At 63.3% G+C, this 13,042-nt stretch carries 9 protein-coding genes; 3 read left to right on the forward strand and 6 right to left on the reverse strand.

Annotation, left to right across the window (positions count from 1 at the left end; translation table 11 throughout):
* Positions 1 to 153 precede the first annotated feature (153 nt).
* From FYJ44_RS08510 to FYJ44_RS08535, 6 genes are all read right to left on the reverse strand, one after another.
* Entirely contained in the window at positions 154 to 1,605 is a 1,452-nt protein-coding gene (locus FYJ44_RS08510; RefSeq protein WP_154511132.1) for a tetratricopeptide repeat protein, read from the reverse strand.
* Between the two features lie 338 nt (positions 1,606 to 1,943).
* Complete coding sequence (locus FYJ44_RS08515) at positions 1,944 to 3,320, reverse strand: tetratricopeptide repeat protein (RefSeq protein ID WP_229772613.1); 1,377 nt, start codon at positions 3,318 to 3,320, stop codon at positions 1,944 to 1,946.
* A 6-nt stretch (positions 3,321 to 3,326) separates the two neighbouring features.
* Positions 3,327 to 5,387: an alkyl/aryl-sulfatase gene (locus FYJ44_RS08520; RefSeq protein ID WP_154511134.1), complete on the reverse strand. Its 2,061-nt coding sequence runs from the start codon at positions 5,385 to 5,387 to the stop codon at positions 3,327 to 3,329.
* A gap of 9 nt (positions 5,388 to 5,396) precedes the next feature.
* Positions 5,397 to 6,689 carry an alginate O-acetyltransferase AlgX-related protein gene (locus FYJ44_RS08525; protein ID WP_154511136.1) on the reverse strand — a complete coding sequence of 431 codons (1,293 nt, stop codon included), beginning with the start codon at positions 6,687 to 6,689 and terminating at the stop codon, positions 5,397 to 5,399.
* A gap of 14 nt (positions 6,690 to 6,703) precedes the next feature.
* The gene (locus FYJ44_RS08530) at positions 6,704 to 8,236 is read right to left on the reverse strand and encodes an MBOAT family O-acyltransferase (RefSeq protein ID WP_154511138.1); all 1,533 of its coding nucleotides are present in this window, start codon (positions 8,234 to 8,236) and stop codon (positions 6,704 to 6,706) included.
* Between the two features lie 430 nt (positions 8,237 to 8,666).
* A complete protein-coding gene (locus tag FYJ44_RS08535) occupies positions 8,667 to 8,954 on the reverse strand; it encodes an integration host factor subunit alpha (protein ID WP_154511140.1) in 288 nt (95 codons plus the stop codon).
* A gap of 220 nt (positions 8,955 to 9,174) precedes the next feature.
* Here FYJ44_RS08535 and FYJ44_RS08540 point away from each other — a divergent pair, with 220 nt between their 5' ends.
* From FYJ44_RS08540 to FYJ44_RS15040, 3 genes are all read left to right on the forward strand, one after another.
* A complete protein-coding gene (locus FYJ44_RS08540) occupies positions 9,175 to 10,245 on the forward strand; it encodes an elongator complex protein 3 (RefSeq protein WP_154511142.1) in 1,071 nt (356 codons plus the stop codon).
* 552 nt (positions 10,246 to 10,797) lie between these two features.
* A complete protein-coding gene (locus FYJ44_RS14695; protein ID WP_154511144.1) occupies positions 10,798 to 12,285 on the forward strand; it encodes a cache domain-containing protein in 1,488 nt (495 codons plus the stop codon).
* The gene (locus FYJ44_RS15040) at positions 12,248 to 12,859 is read left to right on the forward strand and encodes a methyl-accepting chemotaxis protein (protein ID WP_407643779.1); all 612 of its coding nucleotides are present in this window, start codon (positions 12,248 to 12,250) and stop codon (positions 12,857 to 12,859) included. The genes FYJ44_RS14695 and FYJ44_RS15040 overlap by 38 nt, the downstream gene beginning before the upstream one ends.
* The last annotated feature ends 183 nt before the right edge of the window (positions 12,860 to 13,042 follow it).

The raw sequence follows: 13,042 nt of genomic DNA on the forward strand, positions 1-13,042 counted from the left end.
GTAAGGAATATGCTTTTTAATACATATGACGAAGACGCATCAGTGAAAATGTCCTGTCCGCGCCGCCGGATGACGGGCGCAAAAAAACCGGCGTCTGACGACGCCGGTGCAGAAAGCTCCGTTCAGGGACGGGGGCGGCCCCGGATTGTGGGATCAGTTTTCTCCCCGGCTGGTCTGGTCCGCCTGGCCGACCTGGGCCAGCATGTCCCTGGCCGTGCCGTTGCCAGGGTCCTGCTCCAGAGCCAGACGCAACAGCGGCAGCGCGTGCATGTTGTCGCCGGTTTGTACGAAGACCGTGGCCAGGTTGCTGGCGACCAGAGAGGATTTGCGCGGCAGGTCCGGGTTGAGGGCCAGGGCCTTGAGCGTGGAGGAGCGGGCGGCTTCGAAGTCTTTGCCTTCCAGATAGGCCATGCCCAGGTTGTAGTGCAGGTTTTCGTCGTTGGGGGCCACCTTCAGGGCCTTGAGATATTCCTCGGCGGCTTCGCGCCATTTGCCGGCGCGGCGCAACAGAATGCCCACGCGGTTGAAGGTGAGCATATCTTCCGGACCCCAGAATCCCTTCTTGGCCTCCAGGCCGCGCTGCAAAAAGGAGGCTGCGGTCTGCGGATCCTTGTCCATATAGACGTCAGCCACCCGGAAGGCCACGCCCGAGACGTATTCCGTGGCTTCGCGGTCCGAGAGAAGCATGGCCTGGTCAAAAATTTTCTTGGCGTTTTCCGGGCGGTTCAGCTGGAGGTAGAGTTCGCCGATGGTCAGCTTGCGTTCCACGTTCAGGGGCGAGAGTTCGTCCAGCCGCTCCAGGCATGCCAGCTGTTTGGCCGTATTGCCGGTATCCGCGTAAACTTCCGCCAGCTTGCGCAGGGGTTCGAGGTACATGGAAGAGGTGCGGCTGGCGTTTTCATAGGCTTCGCAGGCCTTGTCGTATTGCTGCATGGCGCGGAAAATATCGCCGATGAGCAGCAGGGCCGCCGCCGAATTGGCCTTGAGATCCAGCGCCTGTTTGCAGACCTGCAGGGCGCGCAGATGTTCGCCCTGGGCCATGAGGGTGCGCGCCCATTCCAGCACCCGGCCCAGTTTGCCGTGGGGCTTGATGGTCAGGGCGATTTTTTCCAGCAGGGCCTGCACGCCGATGGGTTTGACGATGCAGTTGTCCACGCCGCTCTCGTGCAGGAGGACGAAACGCTGCTTATTGGTCTCGTGGGTGACGATGATGATCCACAGCTCCGGGAAGCCGTTTTTGAGCTGACGGAGCAGGTAGGTCATGTCCCGGTTTCTGAGAGTCTGTTCAATGAGCAGCAGGGGCGCGTTCTTGGTGGAGATCATCTGGCGCACGGTATGCAGCAGCATGTCGGCGTTGCTGCTGATGGTCAGGCAGCCCGTGGGCATTTTCAGCCGCGTGCAGACGACCTCGCGCAGCAGATCTATAAAGGCGTTGTCGTCGGAAATGCAGATGATCTGGCCGTTATCGCGCAGATACTCAATGACGGCCTCGCCATAGGACTTGTCCTGATTTTTGCTCTCGGCCACGGTTTTTTCCATGGTCTGTTTGATCTGTCTGACCTGAATACGCTTCGCAAGGCCGCTTTTCGCGCTGTCATCCACCATGAAGCCTCCATCTCACCAAAATACAAATACATTGTGATTATTCAACATAATAGACAAAAGAACCTCCCCCGTCCAGCGGATGCTCTTGGCTGGCCGGCGGCCGCAGCGGTACTTTCCGGTTGCCGGGAACGCCGCCGTGCGGCCGGAATGCGGGCGGGGGGACCGGCATTGCGGAAATCTTGCAGGGTGGCGTTTTTTCGTAGGGGCAAGACAGCGGCCGGTTTCGGTTCAAAAACATTTGATAACGCCGTTCGCGCGGAAACGGCGGATATGGCAAAAAAACAACAATCCTGCGGAACGTCTGAAGCCGGTGCTCTTTCTCGTTCTGTCTGCCCGGCTCATGGCCGCCGGGTCAGATGGTAGACGCGCGGCACCATGTACATCAGGCTCATCTGGCGGTGGGTAGGCGCGTACTGGGTGGCCACCACCACGGAGCCCAGATTCCAGAGCCGGGCGTCGTCTCCCTCCCCGGCCGAGGGCGGGCCGAAGCGCTCTTCGACCATGCGCAGGATGCGCCCGGCCGTGGCTTTATCCGGCGCGGCATAGTCGATTTTCAGAAAACCCAGCGGCGCGGTCGCTCCCGGTCCGTAACAGGCGGCCATCTGCTCCGCGCCGGGAACCACGCGGCGCACGTCGTAGAGGTCGCAGATAAAGTCGTCGCTTTCGCGGCTGGCGGGCGTGCCGGATTTTTTCAGGGCCGCGCGCATGGCGGCGCGGTCGGTATTGTCCAGCTTGTGGCCGAAGAGCACGGCGGCCGGCCGGGCCGGTCCCTCCTTGGCCATCTCCTCAAGCTCGCGGATGGCTCCGTCTTCGCCGTTCATAGCCGCTGCGTAGAGCAGCAAGGCGGCGCGCGCGGAATTTTTTTCCACACCCTGCCCCGCGCGGTAGAAATGCCCCAGCCGGGCCATGGCCTCGGTCTGCTGCTGGGCCGCGGCCCGGCTGTACCAGGCGGCGGCCGCCTTGTCGTCCCGCGGCACGCCCCGACCCTGCTCATACAGCAGGCCCAGGTTGTACTGGGCTTCCGGCTGGCCCTGGCGGGCCGCCAGATCGAACCAGCGGGCCGCTTCGCCGGGATTGGCGGTCATGCCTCGCCCCTGCTCCAGCATGCGGCCGTAATTGCTCATGCCCGAGGGGTGCCCGGCCTTGGCCGATTGGGCGAACCAGTGCAAAGCGCGGCCCGTGTCGGGTTCCACGCCCTGGCCCTGGTCATAGAGCACGCCCAGATTGTTCATGGCCTGGCCGTCGCCCCCTTCGGCCAGTTTTTGCCAGATATCCCTGGCCGTGAGGAAATCCCCCCGGGCGTAAGCGCGGGCGGCGTCGCCCGCCGGTCCCTCGGGCAGAGCCGGGGCCGGGTCCCGCTCCGGAGTTTCTTCCGCCTGTGAGGGAGAGAGCGCGTCGGGCGCGGGTGTTTGCGTCGTCGCGCCCGCTCCGGCGGCGGCACCGGCTGCCGCCGGAGCGGTCCGGGCCGCCGCGTTTTTCTTGCGTGTCTTGGATTTTTTCTTGCGGGTCGGCGCGGCCTTGGGAGCGGCGGGAGGCGTTGCCGGACGCGGCGTCTGAACCTGCGTCTGGGGCGGTGTCTGAACCTGATCCGCCGGAGCGGTGGCCCGGACCGCGGGAATGCCGCCGGGAGCGGTCAGCGCCAGGATCAGAGCCAAGGCCAGGAATGCGGCCGGAACCCGGCACGGGAAACGCCGGAGGGAAAAAACAATGGACATGCGCGATTATTCCTTTCCGGGCAATACCAGAGGAAAGTCGGGGGTGAAGCTGTCCAGCAGGCCCAGCAGTTCCGTCAGGGTCTGGCGGTCACCCTGGATCATGCCCCGCTTTACGGCCTGATCCAGGGGCAGACGTTTTTCAAACAGGGCCATGACCGTGGGCATGTCGGCGGTCAGTGTGACGTCCGGTTCGATCCCCGCGTCGGGGTCGTCCGTGCTCAGACGGGCGTGCAACACGCTGTTGCCCAGCCGCAGATTCCAGATCTGCTCCAGATCGGACACGTTCATCCGCAGGCTGAGCCTGTGGCCTTCAGCCCGTTGGGCATTGAGACGCACGCCCAGATAGTCGAAATAGAGATCCGGAGTCATGGCCCGCGACTGGCTGTTGCTCTTCTGCGCCGCGTTTTTGTCCCTGGCCGGAGGCAGGCCGCGCAGATCCCGCGCGCCGCTGAGATAGAAATTGCGCCAGGGGCCGCTTTCCGCCTGATAGCCCAGCTGTTCCAGGGCGTCCGCCGCCAGCGCGCGGGCCTCCGTATTGCCGGGATCGGCAAAGATCACGTGATTCAGCACCTGGGCCACCCAGCGGTACCGGCCCTGCTCGAAATCCTTGCGGGCGCGCTGCACGACGGCCCCGGCCCCGCCCATGTATTCCACGTACTTGCGGGCAGCCTCGCGCGGCGGCAGGGAGTGCAGATGCGCGGGATTGCCGTCAAACCAGCCCAGATAGAAATTGTACACGGCTTTGACGTTGTGGTTCAGGCTGCCGTAATAGCCGCGCAGGCCGAAAATGCGATTCAGCTCCGGCGGCAGTCGCAGGTTTTCCGCGATTTCCAGCATGGTCTGGCCCTGATTGGCCAGATGCAGGGTCTGATCGTTGATGTAACGGTAGAGGTCGCTGGTCAGGGCCAGAGTTTGGCGTACCCGCGCGTTGCCCCAAACCGGCCAGTGATGCATGCTGTAGAGCACTTCGGCCTCATTGCCCCACTGGGCCAGGGTTTCGTTGATGGCGCGGCACCAGCTCAGGGGATCGCGCGTCTTGGCCCCGCGCAGGGTGTAGAGATTGTGCATGGTGTGGGTGCAATTCTCGGCGGCGGTCAGGGCTTTGAGTTCGGGAATGTACCAGTGCATTTCCGCCGGAGCCTCGGTATTGGGAGCCAGGAGGAAGACAAAGGTCAGGCCGTCCAGCGCAAGGCGTTCGCCGCTCCGGGCGATGGTGCGCGTGGGCGGGATGAGCCCGGTCGCGCCGGAGGAATTCTTCAGGCCCAGCCCCGCGCCCACATGGCCGGTGGGCGACGGCGGCAGCAGTTCGCCGTACATGTACTGGGCCCGGCGGCCCATGGCCGTGCCGGCCATGACGTTTTCGGACATGGCCGCGCGCAGAAAACCCTCGGGCGCGATGATCTGCACCGCGCCGCTTTTGACGTCCTTTTCCGTGGTCACGCCCAGCACGCCGCCATAGTGGTCCACATGGCTGTGCGAATAGATGACCGTCTTCACGGGCTTGCGCGGCCGGTGCTCGTAATAGAGATGCAGGGCGGCGGCCGCGTTTTCGGCGGAAATCAGCGGGTCCGCCACAATCAGGCCCGTGTCGCCCTCAATAATGGTCATATTGGAAAGGTCCGCGTTGCGCACCTGATAGATGCGCTCCGTGACCTGGTACAGGCCGTCGCGCAACACCAGTTGCGACTGCCGCCAGAGGCTGGGATTCACCGTGTCCGGCGCGGGCGTGGGCATGATGCGGGAGGGCGGCATGTCCCGGCTCATGGCCGGGGCCAGAAAGGCGTATTTTTCCAGGCTCCAGGTTTCCCGGCCGCTTTTGTCCACAATGCGGCCCTGATCCGGCAGGGGGGCGATGAAGCCGCGCTGGGCGTCCTCATAGTCCTGCCGGTCGTTGAAATCCAGCTCTCCGGCCACAGCTTCGTTGACCGCGCGCGTGGCGGCGGTGGCAGGTTTTTCAGCCATCTGACCGGGGGAAGCCGTCTGGCTTATGGCGTGCGCCGCGCCCGCGTCGAAGAAAAGGCAGGCCAGACCGGCCGCGGCAAGGAGAACGTAATGGAAAAGGGACATATTTCCCCCTCATGGTTGACGTTTGGGGCAGCCGAAGCGCATGAAATCCGTTTCCGGCAGGCCGGTAAGCCGTTCGTCGGGCACCAAGGCGTGCCCCTGCCGGTCCCGGATGGCGGCATTGAGCCGCTCCATATTGACATAGGAAAGCAGCGCGGGCCAGCGGTCCGCCATGGCCCGCAGCACCCGGGCGTAGGTCACTTCCCCGCCGTGGAAACCGTCGATGAATTCGCAGTCGCCGGAGGCGAAGGCGCGCGGGTCCGTCAGGTCCAGCACGTCGATGCCGCGCGCCAGCAGGGCTTCGCGCAGGGCGAAGAGGTGCGGGTAGCCCTCCTGATGTTCGCGCATGGCCGCCAGCACCCGCTCGGAAAGCGGCGCGATGAAGACGAAGGTCTGGATTCCGCGCGCCTTGAGCCGGCAGTAGATTTCGGCAAAGGCGTCCAGATGTTCCGGGCTGGGGGCTTCCTGGTCCGGTCTGGCCCGGTAAAAGGCCTTGATGCCGTGGCGGACCTGGCTGAGCGTGTCGCTGAACTGATAGTCGAAGGGGCGCTTTTGCCCGGTAACGTCGGCCGTGTAGTACCAGGAGCCGTCCGGACCGAAACCGTCGTCGGTCTGCTGGGCCATGATGCCGTAACGCCCGGCCCTGAACCCGTGCCCGAAAGCACCCAGCAGGGGGGCGGCCAGCTCTGTGAGGGAAATTTTGCCGTCCAGCAGCCAGCTCCAGGGTTTTTTGAGGCTCTCGAAACCGTAATTGTAGGAGCCCCTGGTGGGCGGCACGTCCTCAAAGGGGCGGGCCTCCCACTGGGGCATGAACCACCAGAAATCCAGGCCCAGAATCACGGCCTGGGGCTTGTGGATGCGCAGCATGGCGTCCAGGGTGGAGCGCAGCACCGCCAGATTGCCCGCCACGCCGCCCATGTTCAGAAAGGGCTTGCGGAAATAGGCCGCGCGGAACTGCATGACCCGCGAGGATCCCACGGCCGTGATGTCCGGTTTGACGGCCGCGTAGAGCCGTAATTTGTAATCCACGAAATCCTGGGACACTCCGGAGCCGAACAGGGCGAACCCGTCCTGGGCCTGTTCCGCCACGGCGCGCTCCACGGCCACGTCGCCGCTTTCATACAGCCACCACCACGTATAGGGCACAATCAGAACGACGCCCAGCAGGGCCAGGATCAGCAGGGTTTTGAAATACCGGCGCAGATAGGCCGCATCGCTCAGGACGCGGGAGGGGGCGGGCGTCCGGGGCTCGTGCCGGGGCGTGCCGGCCTCCGGCTTGGCTCTGAATATTCGGAAAAGTCGCATGTGTGGCTCCGGCGCTAAAACTGGAAATATAGAAAAGTGGACTGGCGCGAAACCAGAATCAGCGCGGCGAAGGCCAGCAGGGCCAGGCCCGAGGCCCAGAGCCCGGATGGCCGCCAGGACAGCCGGGGCCGGGAGCCGTCGCGGCGGCCCTGAAGGATTTCGCGGCTGTTGGGAAAGGCCCAGACCAGCACGGCGCAGAGCGTCAGCAGAGCGAAGGGCTGCCAGCCCTGGAAATAGTGGTTGGGCAGCCACCCGGCCAGCAGGGCGGATGCGCCGCTCAGACCCTGTGCCGTCGCGCCGTCAGGCGCGTTGAACGGGCCCGTGAACATGGCCGTGTAGACACGCAGCGCGCCGTCCAGGCTCAGGGCCCGGAAGACCACCCAGCAGGCATTGATGCACAGAAAGGTAAAGGCGATGGAGAGCAGCCGCAGCGGCGCGGCGGCCAGGACGGCTTCCAGGCGCGAACCCTTGATCCGGGCGCGGAAAAAGTGATTCACGCTGAGCATCAGGCCGTGCAGAGCCCCCCAGAGCATGAAGGTCCAGCCCGCGCCGTGCCAGGCCCCGCCGATGAGCATGGTCAGAAAGAGATTGCGGTACTGTTTGAGCCTCCCGGCCCGGTTGCCGCCCAGGGGAATGTACAGAAAGTCGCGCAGCCAGGCGCTGAGCGTGATGTGCCAGCGCCGCCAGAAATCCACAATGCCCGTGGATTTGTAAGGCGAATTGAAATTTTCCGGCAGGCGCAGGCCCAGCATCAGGCCCAGACCCAGCGCCATGTCCGTATAACCGGAAAAATCGAAATAGAGCTGGAAGGTATAGCAGAACGAACCCAGCCAGGCTTCGGCCCCGCTGAGGGGGAAGGCCTTTTCCGCCGCGTTGAACACGGCGTCGGCATACAGGGCGATGCTGTCGGCCAGCAGCACTTTTTTGGCCAGGCCGATGCTGAACAGGCTGAAGCCGCGTGCCAGCCCTTCGGCGTCGGGCCCGGCCAGGGCGTCAAACTGCGGGCCCATTTGTTCATAGCGCACGATGGGGCCGGAAATGACATAGGGAAAACAGGAGGAGAAGAGCGCGTGGCGGACCAGACCCTGCGGCGCGATCTGGCGGCGGTATATGCTGACCAGCCAGGCGATCTGGATGAAGGTGTAGAAGGAAATGCCCAGAGGCAGGCCCGGAGGCTGGAAATCCCATTGGGTCTGGAAGAGCAGGGCCAGATTTTGGGCCAGGAACCAGGAATATTTGAACCAGAGCAGCGGCAGCAGATTGAGGGCCAAGGCCAGAGCCAGCAGGCCTTTGCGGGACAGCCCCAGCGGCGGACCGCCCTTTTTGAGGCCTTCCGGCGCGGCCAGGGCCAGGCCGAAGGCGTAGTTCATGCCCACCATGACGGCCAGCAGCAGAAGAAATCCCGCGCCCCACAGACCGTAGAAGACGGCCGAAAAGAACAGCAGCGCCAGGGCCAGCCGCGAGGAACCGAAGCCGCCGGTCAAATGCCAGACCAGCAGCAGGAGGGGCAGAAAACAGAACAGAAACGGATAGGAATTAAACAGCATAGGCAACTCCCGGCGCGGGATCCCCGCACGGCGCGTTGCGACGACGCAACGATGCTTCGGTCCCGCCGCCGGTCCGGGGCCGTAACAGCCGCCGTGAACCACATGCCCGCGCGAACCTTTGCGGGGTGGGCCCTTGCTCGTGGCCCTCAAAGAGGGTCGCCCCCGGCGTGTTCTGAAGCGGCCTTTTGTCTTCCAGCTTCACCACCGCGGACTTTTTACTTCAGTCGGACACTGTTGAGAGTACACTCCTTTCGTGCAAAGCCTGTCTTTCTCACTAAGGATAAATCGTTTTGATTTAGTAAAAATTTGCTTTATTTAGCATTTATGGTATTTATTTACGGCGGATAAAATCGGACTGTTTGTATTTCGTGGGGGTAATGTTCAAATTAACCGTTGCAGAACAGTTCACGCCTGAAAGGCGGCAAGCGCCCTAGGGGTTGAGTTCCGAGCGGAATTTGCGGGACAGACGAAAGACCATCACTTTGCGCGGCGGCAGGGTGATGGTCTCATCCGTCTGCGGATTGCGCCCCTTGCGGGACGCCTTGTCATAACACTCAAATTTGCCGAAGCCGCTGATCAGCAGGGCGCGATCTTTCTTGATGGCGGTCTTCATAATATCCAGGAGCTTCTCCACCACGTTTTTCACGTCCACGCGGTTTTTGTCGGTCTCTTCGTAGATGGCCTCCACAATATCCGCTTTGGTCAGTGTTTTTTTCATCGTGAGTTTCTCCGGCCGTTCATGCTGCGTTTATACGGCTGGCGGCACCCGCCGCCGCGCAGACGATCCCCCGCGCCATGGAGTATGGCGCGCATCCGCTTCACACAGGTGACACTTTCTTTTATAAATACACGCAAGTCCCGGCCTGAGCAAGATTTTTCTTTTTTGCCCGGCCGCTTGCGCAGTTATTCGCCATTGATTCCGCAGTCAGCGAGGCCCCATGCCGTCCGTTTCTCCGCTTCCATCCCTTGCGCCTCTGGCTCTGCCCTGGCCGCCGCCCGCGCGTTCGCGGCCCATTGTACCGGTTTTTCTGCCTTTCCGGGGCTGCGCGACGCGTTGCATTTTCTGCGCGCAGGACATTCAGACCGGCCGGAGCCCACAGGAGGCCGGTCCGGACGGGATTCTGGACAAGGCCGGCGCGGCACTGGAGCTGCGCGCCGCGCACGGCCTGCCGCCGGCGGAACTGGCCTTTTACGGCGGCACGTTCACCGCTCTGCCCGCTGCGGAGCGGGAAGCCTGTCTGGAATTCGTCGCGACCGCGCTGGCGCGGGGGCGCATTGCCGGTTTCCGCTGCTCCACCCGGCCTGACTGTCTGGACGAGAGTATATTGTCCCGTCTGCGGCAGGCAGGCTGCACGGTTGTGGAACTGGGCGTGCAAAGTTTCGCGGACACGGCCCTGCGGGCCGCCCGGCGCGGTTATGACGGCGCCACGGCCCTGCGGGCCTGCGCCCTGGTCCGGGCGTCGGGCCTGCGGTTGGGCGTGCAATTGCTGCCGGGCATGCCCGGCGTGAGCCCGGAGGTTTTTCTCGCGGATGTGGCCCGGGCTCTGGACGCGGGCGCGGACATGTTGCGTTTCTACCCCTGTCTGGTGCTGGCGGGCACCGGTCTGGCCCGGCTCTGGCGCGCCGGGGACTATGCGCCCTGGGACATGGAAAGCACGCTGGACAGCTTGGCCCAAGGCTGGCTGCTGGCGCGGGCCGCCCATAGGCCGGTCATCCGGATGGGCCTTGCGCCGGAGGCCTCTCTGGCCGGAGCGATTCTGGCCGGTCCCGCCCATCCGGCGCTGGGCGCGCGGGTCATGGGCCGGGCTCTGCTGACGGCCGTGCGGAGCCTGGCCGCCCGCGAAGCGGGAGGGCGGCTGGCGGAGCGTCTGGAAGCGCCGCGCGCCTGCCAGGGCTATTTCTGGGGCCATGCCAAGGAATTGCGTCCGGCCTGGGCGGAGTTGGGACTCGGCCCAGGCAACGTGCGCTACGCCGAAGACGACGCGCTGCGCCTCTGGCTCCGCCCGTAGCCCCGTTTGTTTCCGCGTGTCTTTTCCCGGCGGCCTTTCCAGCGGAAAAACGCGAAAACGGCGGCCACAAGCGCCTTCTCTGTCATCTCCATGTCAACTATTGCCTTTTATTCCAGCCGGAAGTCGGAAATATCTTCTCCACAGCGGCTTTGTTTTCCTTGATATAACAGGGAAATACATCCTGTAACCGCGTGTTTCTACAGAAAACGAATAACGGGGGCTGGAAGAACATTCGCTATTGCTATAATCTTTTTCAAAGATATGGCGAAAAGCACAGAGAAACAGTTCGCCAATTTCACAACGATGGCCGTATGTCCTCATGCAGATGCCGCTTTGCGGCGTAACAGGCCGTTTTTACTGACGGGCGCATCCGGTCGGATTTTCGCGCGCGGCGAAAATCCGGCATAGGCTTCATTTCGCCCGGATCTGCACCGGCCTTCGTTGTGTTCAGGCGGTCTTGCCGAATGCCGCTTGGTCAAGGTTGCGTCATGCGCTGTGACGCCTTTTTCACGCCGCTGTCCGCGTCGTCGGATCGAAGAAGGGAGAGATGGCATGAAATTGCGATTGTTGCCCAAGTTGTTGCTGTTTATTTTGCTGCCCGCGCTCCTGGGCTTGTGCGCGGTGAGCTGGTTCAGCTACAAAAGCGCGGAAAACGCCCTGGACGCCCAGATCTCTGAAGATCTGAATCTGTTGGTCGCCAGTGAGACCAGCCAGTTGGACAGCATGACCGGCCTGTTGCGGGATGTGCTGAAGAATGCCGCGACCATCGCCCGCATCCGTAATTTTCTCAAAGCCGGATCCGACGAGGAAAAGGCCTCTTTGCGGGCCGGCATGCAGCAGGCTCTCAAAAGCGCTTCCACAGACTTCCCTCTGCTCACGGACGTGGCCCTGATCGCTCCTGACGGGGTGGTGGTCGGGCATACCTCCGCCAAGGGCATCGGTATGAATCTGGCGGAACGCTTCTATTTCAAGCAGTCCATGCAGGGCAAAAGCGCCGTGCAGAACACGAAAAGCAAGACCACGGGACAGATCACCTCCATCATTTCGGCGCCGGTCATGGACGGCAATACGGTGTTGGGCGTGCTCTACGCCACTGTGGACCTCAAGACCCTGGCCGAAGAAACCACGGACAGCGTCAAGATCGGCCGGACCGGCTCCTGTTTCGTCTATGACCGCACGGGTCTGCTGCTGATGCACCCCAACAAGAAATACATCGGCGACGAGGACGGCAAGCTGGACTGGGTCAGACAGGTTCTGGAACAGCGCGACGGCCATCTGCGCTATATTTGGGACGGCAAGGAAAAAGTGGCCTATTTCCGCACCATTCCCGGTATGGACTGGTCCGTGCTGGTGGGTGTGGAGCGGGCCGAAATCCTTGCGCCCGCGGCGGCCCTGCTGCGCGGCAACCTTGTGCTGATGCTGGGCATCGGTCTGGTGGTGGGCCTGATCATCTTCTTTGTGGCCCGGAATATCGCCGGGGCGCTGGATGAAGGCTCGCGCTTCGTGGCCCGCGTGGCCGAGGGGCATTTTGAAATCGACGAGACCCAGCGCCGCAGCCTGGAAAAAAGCGCGGCCCGCTCGGATGAAATCGGCGGCCTGGCCCGGGGCGTGGGCGGCATGGTGGAGAACCTCAAACGGCTCTTTGCGGAAAGCGAGCAGAAGACGCGGGAAGCCCATGGCGGCCACGAAAGAGGCCCACCAGGCCATGCAGGAGGCCGAGGAAGCCCGCAAGGCCGCCGAGGGCGCGCGCCGCGAGGGCATGCTGGCCGCCGCCGGGCAGTTGGAGGAAGTGGCCGCCGTGCTTTCTTCCGCCTCCACCCAACTGGCGGCCCAGATCGAGCAGTCCGACCGGGGCGCGGCGGAATCCGCCCAGCGCCTGTCCGAAGCGGCCACGGCCATGAACGAAATGAACGCCACCGTGCAGGAAGTGGCCAAAAACGCCGGTGCGGCCTCCTCCGCCTCGGCGGAAACCAGGGAAAAGGCCCAGGCCGGTTCCGAAGTTGTGGGGCGCTCCCTGCGGCGCATTCAGACCGTGCATGAGGCGTCCCTGAAGGTCAAGGCCGACATGGGCCGGCTCAACGAGCACGCCCAGGCCATCTCCCAGATTATGAACGTGATTTCCGACATCGCGGACCAGACCAACCTGCTGGCGCTGAACGCGGCCATTGAGGCGGCGCGGGCCGGAGACGCCGGGCGCGGTTTTGCCGTGGTGGCCGACGAAGTGCGCAATCTGGCCGAAAAGACCATGGCCTCCACCCATGATGTGGGCAACGCCATCAAGGCCATTCAGGAAAGCACGGTTAAAAGCACGGAGTCGGTGGACAAGGCCGTGGAGCAGATCGAGCAGGCCACGGAGTTCGCCAACCAGTCCGGCTCGGCGCTGGAGGAAATCGTGGCCACGGTGGAAGCCACGGCGGATCAGGTCAGCGCCATCGCCACGGCCAGCGAGGAACAATCCGCAGCCAGCGAAGAGATCAATCATTCCATCGTCCAGGTCAACGACATGTCGCGGCAGACCGCCGCAGCCATGGCCGAGGCCGCCAAGGCCGTTTCCGATCTGGCCGCGCAGTCCCAGCGGCTCAATGAGCTTATCACGCGCATGAAAGAAGCCTGATCCCGCGTAGCGGCGGATATTCCCTTTTCGACAGCCGGCGGCAACGTCGGCTGCCGTTTTTGTATGAAGAAAACCCCCCGCTAGGCGGGGGGTTCCCAAAAGCTTAAAGCTATGAGTATGACAGCAAAACTCCTTTTGATTTGTTAAAAGGTCTCGCGGTCTGGCAACTGCGAGTCAACAAAT

This window comes from Desulfovibrio porci (assembly GCF_009696265.1).
Lineage (GTDB): Bacteria > Desulfobacterota > Desulfovibrionia > Desulfovibrionales > Desulfovibrionaceae > Desulfovibrio > Desulfovibrio porci.